This is a genomic window from Actinoplanes auranticolor (assembly GCF_018332655.1).
Classification (GTDB): Bacteria; Actinomycetota; Actinomycetes; order Mycobacteriales; family Micromonosporaceae; genus Actinoplanes; species Actinoplanes auranticolor.
Window position 1 is genome coordinate 1 of sequence record NZ_BOQL01000023.1, and the last position, 19,974, is coordinate 19,974.

The window sequence follows — 19,974 nt, forward strand, 5'->3', positions numbered from 1 at the left end:
ACAAGTTTCCGGACAGGCACTGAGACCCGCCCTGAGGCGAGAGTGCTGGCGGCGCAGGTCCTTGAGTGGCTGGTACTCAGCCCGTAGCGCGGGTACCAGCGCACAGCCACAACGATCCCCTCCGGGGAAGCGGACGCCGACCGCGACACGACGTGTCCTCCCTGACCCTGCGGCTCCGGTCCAGGAGACGCTGCGCAAGCATGTTCCGATCTGTTCTGACCACGATGCCGGGCCCGCACCGCGCGGGACACCGGCTGAGGAGCATGAAGTGTTGAACGACCGGCATCGAGCGATCCTCGAATTCCTCCAGGTCTGCGATCAGTTCAAGACGATCGAGCGGCAGGGGTGGTTGACCGGCGGGAGGCGGCGTGAGAACGACGCCGAGCACGCCTGGCACATGGCGCTCTTCGCGCTGCTGCTGGCCGACGAGATCAACGTGAAGGTCGACCGGGCGCACGTGCTCGCACTGATCCTGGTGCACGACCTGGTCGAGATCTACGCCGGGGACTCGTATGCGTTCGACTACGCCGGCGAAACCCAGTACGCCAAGGAACTCGCGGCGGCGGAGCGACTGTTCGGGATGCTCCCGCCCGATCTCGGCGCAAAGGTCAAGGGCTGGTGGCTGGAGTTCGAGGAGGCGGTTACGCCGGAGGCGCGGTTCGCCAAGTCACTCGACCGGCTTCAGGCATTCAACCAGAGCATCCTCTCGTCCGGGCGGGACTGGCGCGAGCACGGAACGCGCCGGGAGCAGACGTACGCGCGGATGGGCACCGCCCGCGACTTCGACCCGGTCGTCACCACGATGGTGGATCACCTGTACGCGGTCGCCGACCGGGAGGGCTATTGGCCGGAGGACGCGCAGCGGTGACGGATCGAAGGGTCTGCGGTGCCGCGGGCTTGTCCGAGGTGACACTGAGGAGATTCCGCCGCTGAACCGTGCGGGGGTTCGTCGTGAGCGGGCCGATGCAGCCGCAGGTGATTCCGGCGGTAGCTCTGGCAGATCGGTGGAATCCGCCTCGATGGCGACTGCCGTCCAGGCCCGCCGTTGAGTGGCGACAGGGTGCATATTCGGGCGGTGTGGTCTGCCATTCGCACGGGGCTGGCTCCTGGCCGCGGTGTCGGAGCGCCGACATCCTGCCTGACTCGGCGCGCAAGGTCCAGCAGCCAGCGGTGACCGAACCGGATGATCCCGAACGCGGACGGCTTCTTCCACCACGGGGGGTGCGGGCTGCGCGTTGAGAGCGCTCACGGCCGGGTGGCGTCTCATGAATCCGGAAAGTCCCTGCGGTCGACGGTCAGAGGGCTGGTGGCGACGGCGAGCCTGCATCCCGTCCGGGCGGGGTGACGTCGGGCTGATCGGCCACCGGCTGTGCGCCTTCGCTTCTCTGCCGGCGTGCCGCGAGGATCAGTAGCCCGACCGCGCCGATGCCGAAGACGGCGTTGCCGATCAGGGCGGTCGTTCGAGACACGTCAAGGTACCTCGCCTGCTGGAAGCCGAGCCAGGCGTAGGTGAGCAGCGCACCGCCGGCGAGCGCGAGCCGGTGCTGGCCGCCCCAGCCGCGACTGCGCGACCACCGCAGCACCAGCGCTCCGGCGAACGCGACGAGCACGAACCAGCCGGTCGCGACCAGCCAGGCAGACACGGACTCGGGCAGGTACTGACGTGCCACCACCAGGCCGGCAGCCACGAAGGAGAAGGCGCCGACCAGCCATGGGCTCGGGGCGGTGGCATCGAGGCGGGGCAGCGGCCGACGGTCGACGACGAAGACCGCCACCACCAGCGTGAGGATCACGGCGCTGGTCCCGGCGTACTGGGCGGCCGAGGCGACGAACCCGTCCGCATCGATCTGCGCGACCGCCAGGAACAACGAGCCGAGGACGAATACCGACGCGACGATGATCAGCCCGGTCCGGCCGAGCCACGGCCTCGGCCGGCCCCTGTCGAACGCCTCCACGAGGGCGATCGGCACACAGATGCTCCACACCGTGTGCAGCGAAACCACGTCCTGCAGAAGTTGCACGCTCGTGCCCAGCCACTCCACGTAGGTGCCTGCGTAGGACAGGCCGAAGTCCTTGATGCCGCCGTAGTGCGGGTTCCACAGCATCTGGTCGACCGGGCCCTCCTCGAACAGCCCGTAGGCGAGGGCAAGCAGCAGCATCGTGGGCCACCCGCGGCCGGTGCGGCGAGCCACTTCGCGGATCAGCACCGCGCCGCCGCCGTACAACGAGGCGAGCACGAGGACGAACGGCAGTTCGGTGATGGCGATGTTCCCGAACAGGTACTCGCCGACCAGGGGCGCGAGCAGGAACAACCCGCCTACGAGCAACAGACGGTGGGGACGTGCCCGGTTACCGGTCATGGCGCCGACCCTAGGCTCGTGCGGAGCGCGCTCGCAGCGGCCGAAAGACGACAGCCGGCAGACCGAAGTCTGCCTCGGCAACAACGGTGGCGTAGCGCACGCTACCGCTCATCCGGCATTCCGTCGGCGGCTTCGGCGGTTCTCTCAACGGCGGATGCCCTCAATCTCCGACACCGGACGGTGCGGGAGGTTGGCCACGGACGGCTACCAGGGGATCAGGTGCAGCATGGTCCGTCCTTCCGTCCTTCCGCCGGTTCGACATGGGAGACACCGTCACTGCCGGATACCGGTGCGGGCAGCCTGTTCGACTCGTGCGATGAGCCGGCTGTTGTGGGCGGCATGGTGGAAGCCCGGGGTGTGGTGAGTCCCGTTCGCGATATCGCGGGCCAGGCTGGCGTAGACCTCGCCCACGTTGATGGATGCTCCGGTCCAGATGTCGGCTGCGGCCGGGCCGGCGCCGGTGGCGACGGGGCGGTCGGGAGCTTCGAAATCCACGCTTGACGACAGCGTCAGGTCGCCGACCTGAACGCCCGCGGGGTGGTTGCCGGTCAGGTTCAGCCAGCCGTCCGACCCGCGGACTTCGAGGCTGAAGTGGGCATCGGGTACGGGGACGCCGGCCAGGATCTGCACCCCCACAGGGGCGCCCGAGGCGGTCTTGACGATGGCGTCGAGGTGATCCGGGACCTCTCGGACGGAGGTGGCGCCGGTGTCGGCCAGCTTCACTTGGGGCCAGAGGATTTCCGTGCGGGCGTCGATGTCGGTGATCTCACCGAGGACCGCTTCGAGCACGTCCAGCACGTGGCCCGCGGCGATCGTCAGGAAGCCGGCTCCGGCCGCTGCCTTGTCGAAGTACTCGTACGCGCTCGTCGACTCCGGGCCGTTGCCGAAGGTCGTCGCAGCGACCCGGGCCGACAGCAGCCGTCCGAGCCGGCCACCTGCGATGATCTCGGCCGCGCGGCGCACCGACGGGTTCAGACGGCCCTGCAGGCCGATCGCGGTGTGCAGCGGGCCCGCCGCGGCGGCCATTTCTTCTGCTTGCGCGACGGTCGCACCGAGCGGGGATTCTGAGTAGACGGCTTTGTTCGCGGCGAGGGCCGCGAGCACGAGGTCACGATGGGCCGGAACCTTGACGGCCACGGTGACGAGGTCGATCGACGTGTCGCGGATGAGCTCCAGGGGATCGGCGAACCAGCGCTCGGCGCCGAAGGCTTCGGCGGCGCCGCGGGCGCTTTCCTCGTGGCGGGTCGCCACGGCGGCCAGGGTGTACTGCGGCTGTTCCGCCAGCGCGGGGATGTGCGATGCCCCGGCCCAGCTCGCCTTGGTGTCCGCCCCGATGATGCCTACGCGAATCACTGTGTCTGACATGGAAGTACGCTCCGTTTGTCTTCTTGCGGTTTGTGGCACGACCTTTCGGTGCCACCCGGTTTCGGCTGTGTCAGTGGTCGATCACGGCCATGTCGGCCTCGGCGTGGCGATCGCCGGATGCCGGGGCCAGGTGGTCCAGACGGGCGACCTGGCCGGCAGTGAGCGGGATGCTGTCGGCGGCGGTGTTCTCCTCGAGCCGGTCGGCCCGCCTGGTGCCCGGGATGGGTGCGATTCCGTCTCCTCGAGCCAGCAGCCAGGCCAGGGCGACCTGTGCGGGTGTGGCACCGATCTCGGCGGCGACTTCGCGCACCTCGTCGACGATCCGCAGGTTGCGGGTGAGATTGTCACCGGTGAACCGGGGGTTGGTGCGACGCCAGTCGCCGGCGTCCAGGCCGTCGAGTGTGCGGATGGTGCCGGTGAGGAAGCCGTGCCCGAGAGGGGAGTAGGCGACGAGACCGATCCCGAGCTCACGCAGGGTCGGCAGGATGTCGGCCTCGGGATCGCGCGTCCACAGGGAGTACTCGGTCTGCACGGCGGCCAGCGGATGGATCGCGTGAGCCCGCCGGATCGTCGCCGCGCCGGCCTCGGACAGCCCGATGTGGCGTACCTTGCCGGCGGCCACCAACTCGCTGAGGGCTCCTACCGTTTCCTCGACGGGTGTGCCGGGGTCGATCCGGTGCTGGTAGTACAGGTCGATGCGATCGGTGCCGAGCCGCCGCAGTGAACCGTCGATCGCGGCGCGGATGTTGGCGGGCGTGCTGTCCATGCCCGGCCTGCCGGTGTGCGAGACGAGGCCGAACTTGGTGGCGAGAACGACGTCGTCCCGGCGGCCCCTGATCGCGCGGCCGACCAGTTCTTCGTTGACATAGGGCCCGTACACCTCGGCGGTGTCCAGATGTATGACACCGAGTTCCAAGGCGCGATGGATGGTGCGGATCGACTCACTCTCGTCGCGCCCGGCGCCGGTATAGAACGCCGACATCCCCATGGTGCCGAGGCCGATACGCGGTACCTCGAGTCCGCCTAGACGGGTGATCTGCATGTTCGGTCCCTCTTCTTGATCATTGCGCCGCGTTCTGCGGCGGTGAGTGGTGGCGGACGGTCGAGGCGCATCACGCCGTGCCGAGATGCGAACTTGATGCGTCAACATCAAAGCATGCCTGAACTTGATACGTCAACAACGTGCGTTATGGTTGTCGCATGGCCAAGACGACAGCGCACAGCAGGCGTGCCCACCCGGGGCCGGGTGCCACCAGCGAGGCGTCGGCGACGCAGAGGGCCACCGAACCGGAGTCGGGTGCGGGTCAGTCCAAGGAGCCGGCTACCGGAACGCGCTGGCTGAACGAGGACGAGCTGGCGGCGTGGTGGGCGAACTCCGCGATCATGATCAGCCTGCCGGCCGCCCTGGACGCCCGGATGCAGCGTGAGACACCCTTGACGTTCTTCGAATACATGGTGCTGTCGGTCTTGTCCGAGCAACCGGAACGCACACTGCGGATGAGCGACCTGGCCGCCCGGACCTCGGCGTCGCTGTCGCGGTTGTCGCACGTCGTCGGACGGCTGGAGAAACGTGGACTGATCGGACGGGCCCGGGTTCCCGGCGCCGGGCGCCGCACCGTCGCCACGCTGACCGAGGCCGGCTACCGCGAGGTGGTGGCTGCCGCGCCGGGGCATGTCGCCGCGGTCCGCGAATACCTGATTGACCAGCTCGAGCCGCACGAACTGGCGGCACTGCGCCGCATCGGCACCGCCGTCAGTGCCGCCATCAACCGCAGAAGGTCTGACGCCGAGCCTGACGAAGCGCTTTAGTCCTGGGACGGCTTGGTCGGCAGCGTCGTTGACCGTGTTCCAGGGATGCGCGATCCGAGCGTGACTCTTCCGTTGATCGACAGCAGCGACTCATGATCCACGGTGTCCAGCTGCCGGCCGGCGGCCGATCACCCGGCCGTCATCTCTGTTGCCGAGTAGCCCTACTTTCATGCCGCATCGCGGGAAGACCCGATCGGCACTACCATCAGGGATCAAGTGACGCCCATCACTGCTGGTGGTGATCATGTCGGCAACAGATGAATCCGGAACCAGGGTGGATGTCGATCAGGCGCTGCTCGGCGGCGGTACGTACCGCAGCCTGGGTGAGCAACGGCTGTCCGACAAGGAGGAGCGCTTCGAGCGCGGCCGGCGTACCGTCGGTCTGTTTCTCGCGCCGATCGTCACCCTGATCTTCCTGGCCCTGCCGCTCGGCATCTCGCCCAGCCAGCAGACGCTGGCCGGCCTGCTCCTGGGCGTCATCGTGCTCTGGATCACCGAGCCGGTGCCGATCCCGATCGGGGGACTGATCGGCGTCAGCTTCATCGTCATCATGGGGGTGGCCCCGGCCGCCGAGGTGCTGCAGCCGTTCGGTTCCTCGACGGTCTTCACCTTCATCGGGGCGTTCATCCTCGCTCAGGCCATGCTGCGGCACGGGCTGGCCCGCCGGTTCGCGTTCCGGGTGCTGTCTCTTCCCGGCGTGGGGCGCACCACCGCGCGGGTGATCGTGGCGTTCGGCGTCATCACCGCCCTCCTGTCGGCTTTCGTGTCGAACACCGCCACCGTCGCGATGCTGCTGCCCACCGCGCTCGGCATCCTCGCGGTCATCGCGAAGCTGATGCAGGACCGTGGCCTGGCCGGCGAGGGCTTCGACCCGACCCGGCTGCGGGTCGGCGCCGCGCTCATGCTCATGCTCGCGTACGGCGCCAGCGTCGGCGGGCTGCTCACCCCGGTGGGCAGCCCGCCCAATCTGATCGGCCGCGGCCTGATCGAGGAGGCGACCGGGACCCGGATCTCGTTCGCCCAGTGGATGGCCGTGGCCGCGCCGATCTGCCTGGGCATGTTCGTCGTCCTCGCCCTGGTCCTGTTGCTGCTCAACAAGCCGGAGATCCGGCGGATCGAGGGCGTCGAGCAGTACGTGACGGCCGAGCGCGCCAAGCTCGGGCCGCTGTCACGCGCGGAACGCAACACGCTCGTCGCGTTCGCGGTCACCGTCACGCTGTGGATCGTCCCGGGCATCGTGGCGGTGGTCGCGGGCAACGACTCGGCCGTGTACGAGACGGTCAGCGGCCGGCTCAACGAGGGCATCGTCGCGGTGCTCGGCGCGTCGCTGCTGTTCCTGCTGCCCACCGACTGGGGCAAGCGTGAGTTCACCCTCAACTGGAGCGACGCCGCGCGCATCGACTGGGGCACGATCGTGCTGTTCGGCACGGGCATCATCTTCGGCTCGCTGCTGGACGACACCGGCCTGGCCGAGACGATCGGCACGTCCAGCGCCAACGCGCTGGGCCTGGCCAGCACGTTCGCCATCACGGCGTTCGCGGTGGTGCTGGCGATCGTCATCTCGGAGACGACCAGCAACACGGCCTCCGCCGCCGTGGTGGTGCCGATCATCATCCCGATCGCCGCGGCGGCGGGCATCAACCCGCTGGTGCCCGCGCTCGCCGCCACTTTCGCCGCGTCGTTCGGGTTCATGTTGCCGGTCTCCACGCCGCAGAACGCGGTCGTCTACGGCTCCGGCGTCGTGCCGATCACCACGATGATCCGTTCCGGCGCGTCGTTCGACGTCCTCGGCGCCATCCTCATCCTGCTCCTCCTGCCACTGATGATCGCCCTCGTCGGGCTCGGGGGGTGAGCTGCGTGAAGCGCATCGCGGTGATCCCCGGCGACGGACTCGGCAAAGAGGTGACGGCCGTCGCCCGCACCGCGCAACACGCCGCGACCCGCCGCCTCAAGCACTTGTCCGAACCGCCGACGACGTTCGTCGAGAGGATGCCGTCGATGAACCGACGCTGATTGCTGACCCTTCCGCTGCTGGGAGCGGCCGCCGCCGGCACGGGTGCGTTGAGTCCTCCCAGCTTGGCCCTTGCCGCACCGGTGAAGATCCCGCTGGTCTGGCAGAAGCAGACGTACGACAACTGATGCGGGCCGGCGGCTCTGCGTATCGCGCTCTCCGCCTGGTACGACAGCCTGCCCAGCCAGGGAACGATCGCGTCGTATGGCGGGACCGACTCGGGCGGCACCGACCGCTGGCAGATGCTCAACGGCGCGGACCGCTGGTTCGGGGAGAACGTCTACGGCCTCGAGGACATCGAGTCCCGGGGCGGGCTGCACAGGTCGGTCGCCCTGCGTGAGCAGTTCTGGCGCCGGATCGAGAACGGTGTCAGCAACTGGACGCCGCCGATCGTGAGCGTGGTGGCGCCGGCGGACAGCCCGTACGAGCCGGACGACTGGACCAACACGTCCAGGGACCCGGTCGACCACTGGTTCGTCATCTCCGGCTACGAGCCCACGAGGCGCATCGTCTCCATCATCGATCCGGCTTCCGGCTGGCCCAGGTTCGACCCGGATCATCCGCTTCGACTACCTGTGCCAGCTCGTGACGAAGGCGTACCTGTACTTCTAGGCCGGGGTGGACGGACGGGTCCGCGGTGACAGCAGGCCGGCCAGGACGGCTTTCCGCACCGCCACCTGGCCGGTCGACCCCCGCTGCCGGTATGACACCTACGTTCACACCGGAGAGGTCACTGGTTCGATCCCAGTATCGCCCACACCTAGATCGACCTGCGAAAACACCCGCCATCATGAATCATGATGGCGGGTGTTTTGTCATGGTTTTGGGAGCAGCTGGGGAGCAGCGCCGGTCATCTACGGGTGACCTCTCCTGAGGTTGATTTGTACGCTCCCTGGGTGAGCGCCACTATGTCGTGAACGTGGTCATCGTTCGGGCCGGGGTTGGGCGGTTGTCTCCCATCGCTTCTGTAGGCCTTCGACGAGTCGCTGTTCGACGATGGGACTGACGTGGCTGTAGATCCCGCGGATTCCGGGCAGCCGGTGGCCTAGTCGCTTGGCCTGGGCCACCTCGGGAACGCCGTCTTCGATCATCCAGGTCTTGTGGGTGTGTCGGAGGTCGTGGAAGTGCATGCCGGGGATGACGGGAGCGATGACCTTGCGAGGGTCGCCGTCTGTGGCGGGGCGCCAGTAGCGGCGGCTGAAGTTGGACCGGCGGTAGAGCCCGCCGTCGGCGCCTACGAATACGTGGGAGTGGTCGTGGCTGTCAAGGTGCTCGCGAAGCCGGGCTACCAGGAATGGTGGCAGCAGGATGGTGCGGACGGCGGCTGGGGTCTTCGGCGCTCCTAGTTCGAGGTTGCCGGCGATCTCGTGCAGGGCGCCCTGCTGTGGATCTATGTGGATGCGGGCGGCATCGAGTTTGCAGTTGTGGCGTTGGAGGCCGACGAGTTCGCCCCAGCGCATGCCGGTGTAGGCGGCGGTGATGACTAGGGTGGCCTCCGCTGTGTTGAGGTGGCTGGCGATGGCGAGGACCTGTGCGGGAGTGGCCCAGGGGCGTTCGGGCTTGAGGTCGGCCGCGGGGCGGAGTCGTCGGCACGGATTGACGGCGATGCGGCGTTCCTCGACGGCTTCGCCCATGAGCATGGACAGCAACGCGAGGATATCGGTCACGGTGGCGGATGCTCGATGCTGGCTCAGGTCCTTGATCCAACTCTTGACCATCATTCGGCTGATGGTGTTGAGCGACGTGTCGCCAAACCGCGGCAGGATGTGGACACGGAGGTAGGTGTTGTACTTCGCGGTGGTGTTGGCGCTGACGTGGTGAGCCTCCAACCACGTGTCGGCCCATTCGCGGAGGGTGATCTTGCCGCCGCTGGGGTCGACGTAGGTGTCCTGCTGTTGTTCGGTGTCGACGGCATTGGCGCGGGCTTGAGCAGCCTTTTTGGTGGGATGGGTGCTGTCGGTGCCGACCGTGCCGTTGGGTCGCCGGTAGCGGACCCGGTAGCCGTCACCGCGTCGTTCAGCCCATGCCATGTGAGCTCCCTGATGTCGTACGGATGGTGGGGTGACCGTGGTAGTGGTCAGGTCCATGGACGTGCCGGACGGGGGAGGGATCAAGCCTGTTGATCTAGGGCAGAGGCAGACGGCTCAGTTCGTGGGCAGACGGCCGCCGGCTCGGATGATGTGGTGTAGGTCTGCTGCTGAGAAGCGCAGGTAGCGGCCGACGAATGTGCACGGCACTTGGCGGGCCGTTGCCTTCTTGCGCAACCACCACGGGCTGACCTGAAGGAATGCGGCAGCTTGCTCTGCTGTGTAGAGCCGACCATCGACCGGGGCATCTGCTGAGGACGTCTGGGCTCCAGCCGCGTGGCGTCCGGAGGCAAGTTCGCGTTCTCGGCTTGGGCTCATCAGTGTGTCCGCCGAAAGATCAGCACATCTTCGTGCTGGGAGAGCCATTGCGGATCGCCGGTGGCGATGGCGTCGCGGACGTTCTTCTGCTGGAAGAACGAGGCGCGAGGCACGAGGAGCCCGTTGCGGACGCCGGCCATCAGCGCGACGCATTCCTCGACCAGTTCGAGCCCGGCCGTCTGTCCGGCGGCGACGACCATGCCGGGGATGTCTACGAGTTCGCCGTGCCGGCGGTAGGGGCGGGCAGTGACGGCGGCGTGTCTGCCGGGGCGCAGGACGGTCCGGCATCCGGCGAGGATGTCGGTGAAGCCTTCGGCGAGGGTGTCGTGGTCGCGGTAGGCGAGGTTGTCTCTGTCGCCGTAACGGTGGTGGAGCTTGCGGACCTTGCCGCGCCGGGCACCGGGGGTGCGGACGTGGCCGTGGGTGGACGGCCCGTATGGCGGTGAGGTCACGACGAGCGCGACCGTCCCGCGGATCTGCGGCGGTAGCAGCGAGGGGAGATGCCGGGAGTCGCCGGTGTAGACCTGCCCGGTTCCGGTAGCCCCGTTGGTGATGGCAAGGGCGATGTTGACGGCGGCCAGCTTCGCCCACCGGTCCTCGTACTCGACGCCGATGCCGTGGCGGTCGAGGTGCATGGCTTCGACCACGGTGGTGCCGATGCCTGCCATCGGGTCGAGCACGGTGTCGCCGGGCTGGGTGTAGGTGTTGATGGCGTAGCGGGCGATGGTGGGCAGCATCTTGCCCGGGTGGGTGATCGACTCGGGGCCGTACCGTCCCTTGCGCAGCTCGCGGGAGGGCTGTTGCCCGGTGAGCCACACCGAGCCGGGGTAGCCCTGGGCGAGGAGGACGGCCGTCTCAGCCGGACCTGTGAGGCGGCCGGTCGTGGGGGAATCAGGCATCGGTGGCCTCCGGGGTGATCGATGCGAAGACGACGAGATCTCGGTGCGCGCGAACGTGACGGCCTCCGATGAGCGGCGGCCGGTCGGCCGGGCGCGGGTCGGTGCGCGGCTCGACCTCGGGCAGGCGCACGAGTAGGGCCGGGATGTGCTGGTGGTAGAGCAGCCCGGCGGTGCGGGCGGCGGCGATGACGGTCGAGCGAGGTGCCGGGGCTCCGTTGCCCAGCCCGGCGGCGAGCAGCACGACGAGGAACCCGCCGGGTCGTAGCAGCTCCTGCCACGAATGCAGCGCCCGGCTCAGGTCGTGGACGTCGCGGGTGTCGATGTCCAGGCGCGGCAGGGTCGCCAGAACGAGCCCGGCGTCGTGCCGGATGGTGACCGCCGACTGGCCGTCGAGGGTCTCCGGCCATACCGGCGGGTGTTCACCATCGGTGACCGCGATGCCGGGGTAGCGGTGCAGGTGCTCGGCGGCGGCGGCCACGGTCGGGTGGCCGTCGGTTTCGAGCACGGTGTCGCCGGCGCGGGTGTAGCGGGCGATGAGGTGCGCGACGTGGTCCGGGTGGACGCCGTACCAGTCGGGCAAGGCTCGCCCGGCCGAGTCGGTGGGGCGGTATGTGTGGGTCGGGTGCAGGAACAGTCCGACGGGTGCCCGGGTCGGGCGGGTGTCGGTGGGGTGGGTCTGCGGCATGAGTGCGGTGGGCCATGTCCGCCGACGAACGCTGACATAAAGAGATACAGATTCCGGGCCCGTTTTCGACATCGGCCCGTGCCTCGGACGCTCGCCCGCACCCGGCAACACCGCGGTCGAGGTATCTGTAGCGAGATCGACTCAGGGTTGAACACGCAGGTCAGGCTCCGGGCGCGGTGTCGGTTCTCCGTCTGCCGGGAGGCGGTGACCGCCACCACCGTGAACAAGATCAGGCGTCTCCTATAACAAGATCACCTTCGAGATCGAATTAGATCAACAACACTTATAACAAGATCGACTTGAGGGTTGAACAAGATCATCTAGGGTTGCCGGAGCGGGCTCGTCACTCGCTCGGGGGTTGAACACATCCCACCCACTCGGCGCGCTCGGGGCCGCCGAGGGCCACCTGTGGTGGAGGCGGGCATTGATGTTCACGGCATGTCTGCGGCGACCGAGGGTCAGCGATGCGTGCTCGTGTGACAGGGGTTGAACACGCTGGTCAGCCGTCACCGCACTGCGTACCGGTGGGCGGGCAGCGTGTCGCCTTTGGAGGTCCGGCCCGTGCGCTAGCACGGGGGTTGAACACATGGCGTGACCCTTGAACAAGATCCACAGTGTTCAAGATCTGTGACACCCGAGTGGCGGGATGGGAGCAGTTCCCGCCGGACGCCCTTTCGAGGCGCCGGCATCCCACACCCACGTTCTCGGGGGATCTTCCATGTCTGAGTCCATCCGTTCCCTGCTGCCCACCACCGGTTCGGACGCACCGGCTCTGGTGCTCGGTGAGCAGCCCTTCGACGTCGCCGCGACCGCGTTTCGGCTGATCACCACCGGCCCCGGGCCGCTGTCGGTCGACGGTGCCGCCCTCGACGGGGGCCTTCCCGCCCGGCGGATCGCACTGTCGGAGCTGGCCGCGATTCTGATGCATCCGTCCTGCGGCTACGCCGCGAGTGACCGGGTGTGGCGGCTGCTGATCGAGCGTGCCCGCACCGACGGCCCGGCCTGGGTCGTGGGCGTGGTCGGAGTCGCCCTGCCGGGGCTGCGTTCGGCGGCGTACCGGCTGCGTGGCTTGTCCGGTGACGTGCAGGCCGAGCTGTTGACCGCCTTCGTCGTCGCGCTGCGCAGCATGAAGGTGGGCGGTCCGCGGGTGGCGCAGAGGCTGCTCAGCGCCACGTTCACCGCCGCCCGCGCGGCGCTGCGCGCCGACCAGGCGCGTCCGAAGACGCCGGTGGAGCTGCCGGTGTCCGCGCCGACGGCCGGGAATCCGGACCTGGCGCTGGCCCGTGCGGTCACGGTCGGGGTGATTACGGCCTTCGAGGCGGAGCTGATCGGTGCGACCCGCCTGGAGGGCGTGTCGGTGGCCGGCTACGCGCAGGGCCTGGGCAAGGCGGTCAAGGCGGTCTACAAGGCCCGGGACCGCGCCGAGGAGCGCCTGGTCGCCGCGATCCGCGCAGGCGTGCTGTCCGACGAGGACGCAGCCGTGATCGCCGAGGCCACGATGACCCTCGCATCCGACCCGGGGCAAGGCTTCTGACCTGCGCTGTTACAGCCCGATGTCGAAAACAAGGCCCAAATCTGTATCTCTTAGTGCGGGACTTTTCCGCACCTGGTGACCTCGTTCGACCGGCCCCGCTGACGGCGCTGACACCCGCAACGGCCCGCCGACACCTCTCGAAGGAGGACGGCCACCGCGCCGGTCACGAGGTCACCACCTCTTTCGCACATTCGCTCGCCCGGCCCCACACCTTGGGGGTGTGGGGCCGGGCTGCCTGGAGGTGCCCACGTTCCATGAACCGCCACCCTTTGCACCGCCCCACCCCGACCCCGCGTCGGCCGGTCACCGACCGGCGCGGGCGACGTCTGCCCCGCACCGTGCGACTGCTCACCACGGCGACCGGTATCACCGCCTTGGTGGTCCTGACCTGCGCCGGAACGGCGCAAGCTGCCGCTGACCCGGGAACGGTTGTGCTGGCCGCCGCCTCGATCGATCAGGTCGTCAATAACATCCGGGTCTGGCTGATGGGGATCCTCGGTGGCTGGGCCACCTTGTGCCTGACCGTCGGGTTCCTGCGCTACATCAGCGGTGAGCCCGGCGAGGTCGAGCGCGGCAAGCTCGCCTTCCGCAGCGCCGCGATCGGCTACGCCGGAGCTCTGCTGGCACCGCTGATCGTCACCATCGTCGGCGGGTGGGTGGCCTGATGATCCCCACCTCACCGTCCCGCCGCCGGGTACGGCTGCTGGGGCTCGCCGTCCTCAGCGTCGGCGTGATCCTCGGTCTCGCCTTCGCGGTACCGGCGTGGGCCGACCCGTCCCCGGCGCCCGTCCCCGCGCCGGGCGCACCGTCCCCGACACCCGCACCGGTCGTTCCGTCCCCGATCCCGGCACCGCCGCCGGGCGGGCCGACGCCGACCGTCCCGTCGTCCCCGCCCGCGCCCTCGCCGTCCCCGGGGCCGTCCCCGTCCCCGGTCCCCGCCGACGATGCCGGGGACGACGAGCCGGGCATGTTCGACATCCCCGGTCAGATTCGTAAGGCCATTAACGAGTTCCTGTTGTGGGTCGCCAAGACCGGCCTGCAGCCGGTCATGAACGCGCTCGGTAGTACCGCGCTGTCCACCCCGGATATCACCGGCAACCCGCAGGTGAAGGCGGTCTGGACGACGAGTCTGATCGTCGCGAACGGCATCTACGTGTTGTTCGTGGTCCTCGGCGGGTTCATCCTCGCGTCCCGGGAAACCTTGCAGAGCCAGTACGGGTTCAAACAGATCGCACCCCGGCTCGCCGTGGGCGCGGTCGTCTCGAACATCAGCCTGATCCTGTGCGGCAAGGCCATCGAGGCGACCAACGCCCTGACCGCCGCCATCGCCGGGCAAGAGATCGACGGCCCGAACGCGGCCAAAGCCATCACCGGCATCCTCGATCAACCCCTGACCGGCACCTCACCCAACATCCTGCTCATCCTGCTGGTCATCGCCGTAGCGGTCCTCGGCCTGGTCGTGGTCATCACGTTCATCCTGCGCGTGGCGCTGCTGGTCCTGCTGTTCGGTATTGCACCTCTGGCCATGGTGTGTCACGCCAGTCCGCAGACCGAGGGCATCGCCTACACCTGGTGGCGGGCCTTCGCCGCGTGCCTCGGTTTGCAGATGGGCCAGGCGGTAATCGTGGTGGGCACCGTCAAGGTGTTCCTCACCCCGTCCGGGCTGGTGTTGCTCGGGGTGCCGGCCACCACGAGTGGCCTGCTCGGAGTGCTGGTCTGCGTCACGATGCTGTGGCTGCTGATCAAAGTGCCCGGCCTGATGAAACAGTTCGTCCTCGCCCCGATCGGGATGCAAAGCCAAGGCCGCGGATTGATCGGGCAACTCATCCAGGCATTCGTCCTGATCAAAACCCTTGGTGCCGCCGCCGGGCTCACCGGCGCGGCCAAGGCAGGCGGCCGAGCCGCCACCAGCACAGCGCAGTCGGGAACGAGGACTGCGACGAGGACCGCTCGGCCCGTCCCCGCCCCGCGCGGACGCGGCGCACGCCCGACTACCCCGCGCCCCGCCCCGTCCCGGCCGTCCCCGACCGGGCCAGTGGTGTTCAGTAACGCCCCCACCACGCAGACGCCGTTGGCGGTGCCTGCTGGCACCAACGGGGCACCGGCGTTCAGTCATCCAGCACAGCCGGGCACCCCGGCCCCGGCCCCTACCGGCCCGGCCCCGGCCGCATCGTTTTCGCACCCCAGCCCCGCCCAACCGCCTTCGTCACGACCCGCCGCAGGCCCGACGCCGGTGGCCTTCAGTAGCGCCGCGCCGACCCCGGCGAGCCCGACACCGTCCGGCCCGGCATCTGCACCGACGTTCTCCGCGCCGCAGGCACCGCAGAGCGCGCCGCGCCGGCCCCCGGCCCCGGTCACGCCGGTGTTCTCCTCCGCACCGCCGACCCCGAAGACGCGGCCCACGGCGGCCCGAAGGGCGGCTGCTGCCCGCCCGTCCAGCGCGGGCGGTCCGCCACCGGTGACCGGGACACCGACGGCGTCACCGGCTCCGGCTTCAGCAGCGCGGCGGTCCCCGCGCCCGGCACCTTCACCGGCAAGCCCGCCGCCGTCTCGGCCGCGACCAACCGGCAGCGCATCTCCGGTGTTTCGCCCGGCACCGCCGTCCCCGCCCTCGGCCGCGCCGTCCCCGTCCCCGGCGGCTTCGTCCCCGCCGTCCCCGCCGCCTGCCACGCGCCGTCCCCGAGGAGATAAGTGATGAGTCGCCGGAGCGACGAGGCACCGTTGAGAGCTCGCGTGCCCGCTGATGTCGAGCGGGAGGACCGGGTCGCGTTCAATCTGACCTGGCGGCAGTTGGTCATCCTGACCGTCATCGGCCTGCTGCTCTATGCGGCGTGGACCGCGCTGGCAACGGTGGTGCCGCCGTTGGTCTTCATTGCCTGCGCGCTGCCGATCGCCGGTACCGGGTTCTTCCTGGCGGTCGGCCGCCGGGACGGGATCAGCCTCGACCGGTGGCTGCTCGCCGCCGAGCGTCACCGGCGTGCCCCGCACCAGCTCGTCCCGGCAGACGGCCCGATCACTCCGGCTCCCGGGTGGGTGTCGACCACGCGGGGGCCGGGTGACCGGCTCCCGCTGCCCGCACCGCTGCGCCTGCCCGCCAAAGGCATCACGCCCGACGGTCTGATCGACCTCGGCCCGGACGGCACCACCGGCCTGGTGGCCGCGTCGACGGTGGCGTTCGGGCTACGCACCCCGGCCGAGCAGAACGGCCTGGTCGCCGGGTTCGCCCGCTGGCTGCACAGCCTGGACGGCCCGGCGCAGATCCTCGTCCGCGCCCAACGCGTCGACCTGACTGATCTGGCCGATCGGCTGCTGTCACGGGCGCCGAGCCTGCCGCACCCCGCCCTGGAAGAGGCGGCCCGCTCTCACGTGGGGTTCCTCGACGACCTCGCCGCACGGCGGGAGCTGCTGCACCGGCAGGTCACCGTCGCCGTGCGCAGCACCCGCAGCCCCGGCCACACCGCACATCAGGCTGCCGAAACCGTCCGGGCGCTGTCCGGCTGCGAAGTCGCGGCGACCGTTCTCGGGTCGGCCGAGGCATGCACCACGTTGGCCGACGCCCTCAACCCCGCCGCCGCGCCGTCCCCGCTGCGGGGACCGTCCGTCCCGAATTCTGATGGAAGTGAGGAGCTGTGAATCTGTTGTCACGCCGTCGTCCCGCCGCCGTCCCCGCGACGGGGACGGTCGTCCCCGGCAGCCCCGACGCCGTCGAAGTCGGGGGACGGTCCGTGCGGGTCGGGGACGACTACTCCGCCGCCGTGGCCGTGACCGGCTACCCGGCCGAGGTCGGTCCCGGCTGGCTCGAGCCGCTGCTGTCCTATCCGGGACGGGTGGACGTGTCCCTGCATATCGAGCCCGTCCCCCCGGTCGTGGCCTCTCAACGGTTGCGGAAGCAGCGGGGCCGGTTCGAGGCGTCCCGCCGGCAGACCGCGACCAAGGGCCGGCTCGATGACCCCGAGTTGGACGCCGCGGCGGCTGATGCCGCGGACCTGGCCTCCCGTGTCGCCCGGGGCGAGGCCCGCTTGTTCCGCCTCGGCCTGTACCTGACCGTGCACGCCGCCAGCGGGTCGGAGCTGGCCGACCGGCTGACCGAGGTCAAAGCGCTCGCCTCGTCGCTGCTGCTGGATGTCGCGCCGGCGACGTGGCGGCAGTTGCAAGGCTGGATCACCGGCCTGCCCTTGGCTTTCGACGCCCTGAACATGAAGCGGGTTTTTGACACCGACGCCCTGGCCGCCGCGTTCCCGTTCACGTCGCCGGACCTGCCGACCACCGCCGCCGAGACCGGCATGGGAGTGCTCTACGGCCTCAACCTGCACAGCCCGGGTGTTGTGGTGTGGGACCGGTGGGCGCAGTCGAACTACAACTCCGTCATCCTCGCCCGCTCCGGTGAAGGCAAGTCCTACCTGGCCAAACTCGACCTGCTGCGCAACCTGTACCTGGGTGTGGAGGCGTTCGTCATCGACCCCGAAGACGAATACGTGCGCCTGGCTCAGGCGGTCGGCGGGACGATCATCCGGCCCGGCGTGCCCGGGGTGCGGATCAACCCCCTGGATCTGTCCGCCGGGGACGGCGACGACGCCCTCGTGCGGCGGGCGCTGTTCCTGCAGACGTTCGTCGCGGTGCTTACCGGCGGGTCCGGGGTGTCGCCGGAGGAAGCTGCCGCCCTGGACGTGGCGGTCCTGGCCGCGTACCGGGGCAAGGGCATCACCACCGACCCGCGTACCTGGCGGCGGCCCGCGCCGCTGCTGGCCGACGTCGCCGCCGCGTTGCAGGACGCGGGCGACGCGGGACGAGTCCTCGCGGCCCGGCTGTACCCGTACGTGTCCGGCAGTTTCAAGGGCTTGTTCAACGGCCCCACCTCCACCGCCCCGGACGGGCACCTGGTCGTCTACGCGATCAAGGACCTGCCAGAGGAACTGAAGCCGGTCGGCACCCTACTCATCCTGGATGCCATCTGGCGCACCGTCAGCACAGCGAACCGCACCGGCACGCCGACCAGGCGGCTGGTGCTGGTGGACGAGGCGTGGCTGATGCTGCGCGCCGGCCTCGGCGCGCAGTTCCTGTTCCGGCTGTCGAAATCGGCACGCAAGTACAACGCCGGATTGTCCGTGATCACCCAGGACGCCGCCGACGTGCTCGGCACCGACGTCGGCCGGGCCGTGGTGTCCAACGCGGCGACGCAGGTGCTGCTGCGCCAAGCCCCGCAGGCCATCGACGCGGTCACCGAGGCGTTCGGGCTGACCGACGGCGAGCAGGCATTCCTGCTGTCCTGCACACGCGGAGACGCCCTCCTGGCGTCGGGGTCGTCGCGGGTGGCGTTTCACAGCCTCGCCGACGACGTCGAACACGACCTGGTCATCACCGGCCCATCCACGACCCGCCAGTGATCCGCCCGACCGACCGGGAGTCCCGCATGTCTGCCTCTGCGCTGGTGTTCAACGCCTCGTCCCTACTGCTGGTCGCGCCATCCCCGGCCCCGTTCTCGCCCGGGTGTGTGCCCGGCCGTGACGGCATCCCCGACTCCGTATTCGGTGAGATGGCCTGCGGCACCTGGGGCCGCACGGCCCCCGCCGCCGTGTGGGAGCTGATCCGTGACCGGTGGCCGTTGCTGCTCGCCGGGCTGGCCGTCCTCGTCGGGCTCATCTGGGTGTGGCGGGCGTGGCGGCGGCGGGTGTGGCGCCAGCACGCCGCGCAGGCTCGCTGGTTGCAGATCGTCCCACCGGTAACCGCCACCCCGGCCGCCACCGTCGGCCTCTGGCGGCTCCTCGCGACGGCGTTGCCCGCACCAGGCCGGTGGGCGCTGCGCCCGCCGCGCATCGTGTGGGAAGTCGAGGCCGACCCGCACGGGATGCGCGCCGGGCTGTGGCTACCCCCGGGCGTCAACCCCACCGCCGTGCTGCGGATGCTGCAGCGGGGCTGGCCCGGCGTCCGCGCCGAACAGGCCCGGCCACCCCGCATCTCCACCGGCGGCACCACGACCACGCTCATCGTCCGGCCGACGCAGCCGGACTGGCTTCCCCTGGTCGAGGACACCTCCACGGCCAGCTCCCGGCATTGGGAGAGCGCCCCGCCGGACGAGGACCGGCTGCGGGCGGTGTTCGACGGTCTCGCCTCGGCCGGGCGCACCGGCGGCGGCCTGCTGCAAGTCCACATCAGCCGCGCCCCCGCGCACCGGCTGCGGATGCTGCGCCGCGCCACCACCCACCCGGAACGCGCCCGCAAATCCCAGGGGACCGCCCGCGCCGCCGGGCTACTCGCGGACGGGCTCCGCGCGCTAATCCTCGGCGTGCTCAGCCTGGTAACACCAGGCCCGTCGAGTAGTACCCGGCGGCGTACCGGCCCGGCTGACCCGTACATGGCGGACCTGGCGAGGCAGGCGCGCGGGAAACTCGCCGCCGCCCCGCACCTGCTCGTCGCCGTGTACGCCACCGGAACCGGCCCTACCAAGGCCGCCGCTCTGGCCGCCGCCGCGGACATCACGAGCGGGTTCGGGCTGCTGTCGGCGCACTTCACCCGCCGGCGCCTGCGCCGAGGCGCCACGGCGGCGGGGCAGCGGTGGGTGCCCGAGGCCCGGATGAGTCTGGCCGCTGTCGGTGAAGCCGCCGCTCTGGCCGGGCTGCCCGCCGAACCGGCCGCTCACGGGCTACCCGCTGCCGCGTCGCGGCGTAGGCCCGGAGGCCGCGACGTCTTCCGCGCCGGGCCTGCCTCCACCCCTTCCAGCCGGACGACTCCGTGGAGCGCCCCGTGACCACCACACCCGCTACCGAAACCACCAGCGGCGCGCCGGAGCCGACCAGGCGCCTCAACCTCGTCCCCCTTGACCAGCGGCACGGGCTGGGCGGCAAGGTGATCGGCGTCGCGAACGCCGGCCCCCGCACGAGGATCGGGATCTCGCTGACCGACTGCCGC

17 protein-coding genes and 1 pseudogene are annotated in these 19,974 nt (G+C 69.9%); 12 read left to right on the forward strand and 6 right to left on the reverse strand.

Annotated features, from left to right (window positions below):
* The first annotated feature begins 268 nt into the window (after window positions 1-268).
* On the forward strand, window positions 269-868 hold the full coding sequence (locus Aau02nite_RS14225; RefSeq protein ID WP_212988887.1) for an HD domain-containing protein: 600 nt from the start codon (window positions 269-271) through the stop codon (window positions 866-868).
* Between the two features lie 427 nt (window positions 869-1,295).
* Here Aau02nite_RS14225 and Aau02nite_RS14230 read toward each other — a convergent pair whose 3' ends face one another.
* From Aau02nite_RS14230 to Aau02nite_RS14240, 3 genes are all read right to left on the reverse strand, one after another.
* Window positions 1,296-2,360 (reverse strand): cation-translocating P-type ATPase, encoded by a 1,065-nt coding sequence (locus Aau02nite_RS14230; protein WP_212988888.1) that lies wholly within the window; start codon window positions 2,358-2,360, stop codon window positions 1,296-1,298.
* A 273-nt stretch (window positions 2,361-2,633) separates the two neighbouring features.
* Window positions 2,634-3,764 (reverse strand): Gfo/Idh/MocA family protein, encoded by a 1,131-nt coding sequence (locus tag Aau02nite_RS14235; protein WP_212988889.1) that lies wholly within the window; start codon window positions 3,762-3,764, stop codon window positions 2,634-2,636.
* Window positions 3,765-3,795: 31 nt separating this feature from the next.
* A complete protein-coding gene (locus Aau02nite_RS14240) occupies window positions 3,796-4,767 on the reverse strand; it encodes an aldo/keto reductase (protein WP_212988890.1) in 972 nt (323 codons plus the stop codon).
* Window positions 4,768-4,925: 158 nt separating this feature from the next.
* Between Aau02nite_RS14240 and Aau02nite_RS14245 the strand changes: the two genes are divergently transcribed.
* The 5 genes and pseudogenes from Aau02nite_RS14245 to Aau02nite_RS14260 form a co-directional block, all read left to right on the forward strand.
* Window positions 4,926-5,534: a MarR family winged helix-turn-helix transcriptional regulator gene (locus tag Aau02nite_RS14245; RefSeq protein WP_246595131.1), complete on the forward strand. Its 609-nt coding sequence runs from the start codon at window positions 4,926-4,928 to the stop codon at window positions 5,532-5,534.
* 274 nt (window positions 5,535-5,808) lie between these two features.
* Entirely contained in the window at window positions 5,809-7,386 is a 1,578-nt protein-coding gene (locus tag Aau02nite_RS14250; protein ID WP_246595132.1) for an SLC13 family permease, read from the forward strand.
* 5 nt (window positions 7,387-7,391) lie between these two features.
* Entirely contained in the window at window positions 7,392-7,547 is a 156-nt protein-coding gene (locus tag Aau02nite_RS14255; protein WP_212988892.1) for a hypothetical protein, read from the forward strand.
* Window positions 7,548-7,673, forward strand: coding sequence for a hypothetical protein (locus tag Aau02nite_RS47340; RefSeq protein WP_281420984.1), 126 nt, complete (start codon window positions 7,548-7,550; stop codon window positions 7,671-7,673).
* 12 nt (window positions 7,674-7,685) lie between these two features.
* Window positions 7,686-8,186, forward strand: a pseudogene (locus Aau02nite_RS14260) (cysteine peptidase family C39 domain-containing protein); the annotation flags it as partial.
* A 282-nt stretch (window positions 8,187-8,468) separates the two neighbouring features.
* Here Aau02nite_RS14260 and Aau02nite_RS14265 read toward each other — a convergent pair.
* From Aau02nite_RS14265 to Aau02nite_RS14275, 3 genes are all read right to left on the reverse strand, one after another.
* On the reverse strand, window positions 8,469-9,575 hold the full coding sequence (locus Aau02nite_RS14265) for a tyrosine-type recombinase/integrase (protein ID WP_212988893.1): 1,107 nt from the start codon (window positions 9,573-9,575) through the stop codon (window positions 8,469-8,471).
* A 374-nt stretch (window positions 9,576-9,949) separates the two neighbouring features.
* Complete coding sequence (locus Aau02nite_RS14270) at window positions 9,950-10,849, reverse strand: TRM11 family SAM-dependent methyltransferase (RefSeq protein WP_212988894.1); 900 nt, start codon at window positions 10,847-10,849, stop codon at window positions 9,950-9,952.
* Window positions 10,842-11,534, reverse strand: coding sequence for a hypothetical protein (locus tag Aau02nite_RS14275; protein ID WP_212988895.1), 693 nt, complete (start codon window positions 11,532-11,534; stop codon window positions 10,842-10,844). The genes Aau02nite_RS14270 and Aau02nite_RS14275 overlap by 8 nt, the downstream gene beginning before the upstream one ends.
* A 718-nt stretch (window positions 11,535-12,252) precedes the next feature.
* Here Aau02nite_RS14275 and Aau02nite_RS14280 point away from each other — a divergent pair.
* From Aau02nite_RS14280 to Aau02nite_RS14305, 6 genes are all read left to right on the forward strand, one after another.
* Window positions 12,253-13,068, forward strand: a complete 816-nt coding sequence (locus Aau02nite_RS14280) for a hypothetical protein (protein WP_212988896.1) — start codon at window positions 12,253-12,255, stop codon at window positions 13,066-13,068.
* A 254-nt stretch (window positions 13,069-13,322) separates the two neighbouring features.
* Complete coding sequence (locus tag Aau02nite_RS14285) at window positions 13,323-13,733, forward strand: pilin (protein WP_212988897.1); 411 nt, start codon at window positions 13,323-13,325, stop codon at window positions 13,731-13,733.
* Window positions 13,734-14,035: 302 nt separating this feature from the next.
* Window positions 14,036-15,763: a TrbL/VirB6 family protein gene (locus Aau02nite_RS14290; RefSeq protein ID WP_212988898.1), complete on the forward strand. Its 1,728-nt coding sequence runs from the start codon at window positions 14,036-14,038 to the stop codon at window positions 15,761-15,763.
* Window positions 15,763-16,701 (forward strand): PrgI family protein, encoded by a 939-nt coding sequence (locus Aau02nite_RS14295; protein ID WP_212988899.1) that lies wholly within the window; start codon window positions 15,763-15,765, stop codon window positions 16,699-16,701. The genes Aau02nite_RS14290 and Aau02nite_RS14295 overlap by 1 nt, the downstream gene beginning before the upstream one ends.
* Window positions 16,698-18,452 carry a VirB4 family type IV secretion system protein gene (locus tag Aau02nite_RS14300; protein WP_212988900.1) on the forward strand — a complete coding sequence of 585 codons (1,755 nt, stop codon included), beginning with the start codon at window positions 16,698-16,700 and terminating at the stop codon, window positions 18,450-18,452. Before Aau02nite_RS14295 ends, Aau02nite_RS14300 begins: the two co-directional genes overlap by 4 nt.
* Window positions 18,453-18,478: 26 nt before the next feature.
* Entirely contained in the window at window positions 18,479-19,813 is a 1,335-nt protein-coding gene (locus Aau02nite_RS14305; RefSeq protein ID WP_212988901.1) for a hypothetical protein, read from the forward strand.
* The last annotated feature ends 161 nt before the right edge of the window (window positions 19,814-19,974 follow it).

What these genes read in the sequence shown, in the direction of transcription:
- Aau02nite_RS14275 (WP_212988895.1), bottom strand. Translation starts at nt 11,534, where the DNA reads ATGCCGCAGACCCACCCCACCGACACCCGCCCGACCCGGGCACCCGTC.
- Aau02nite_RS14270 (WP_212988894.1), bottom strand. Translation starts at nt 10,849, where the DNA reads ATGCCTGATTCCCCCACGACCGGCCGCCTCACAGGTCCGGCTGAGACG.
- Aau02nite_RS14280 (WP_212988896.1), top strand. Translation starts at nt 12,253, where the DNA reads ATGTCTGAGTCCATCCGTTCCCTGCTGCCCACCACCGGTTCGGACGCA.
- Aau02nite_RS14245 (WP_246595131.1), top strand. Translation starts at nt 4,926, where the DNA reads ATGGCCAAGACGACAGCGCACAGCAGGCGTGCCCACCCGGGGCCGGGT.
- Aau02nite_RS14295 (WP_212988899.1), top strand. Translation starts at nt 15,763, where the DNA reads ATGAGTCGCCGGAGCGACGAGGCACCGTTGAGAGCTCGCGTGCCCGCT.
- Aau02nite_RS14305 (WP_212988901.1), top strand. Translation starts at nt 18,479, where the DNA reads ATGTCTGCCTCTGCGCTGGTGTTCAACGCCTCGTCCCTACTGCTGGTC.
- Aau02nite_RS14265 (WP_212988893.1), bottom strand. Translation starts at nt 9,575, where the DNA reads ATGGCATGGGCTGAACGACGCGGTGACGGCTACCGGGTCCGCTACCGG.
- Aau02nite_RS14230 (WP_212988888.1), bottom strand. Translation starts at nt 2,360, where the DNA reads ATGACCGGTAACCGGGCACGTCCCCACCGTCTGTTGCTCGTAGGCGGG.
- Aau02nite_RS14290 (WP_212988898.1), top strand. Translation starts at nt 14,036, where the DNA reads ATGTTCGACATCCCCGGTCAGATTCGTAAGGCCATTAACGAGTTCCTG.
- Aau02nite_RS14240 (WP_212988890.1), bottom strand. Translation starts at nt 4,767, where the DNA reads ATGCAGATCACCCGTCTAGGCGGACTCGAGGTACCGCGTATCGGCCTC.
- Aau02nite_RS14285 (WP_212988897.1), top strand. Translation starts at nt 13,323, where the DNA reads ATGAACCGCCACCCTTTGCACCGCCCCACCCCGACCCCGCGTCGGCCG.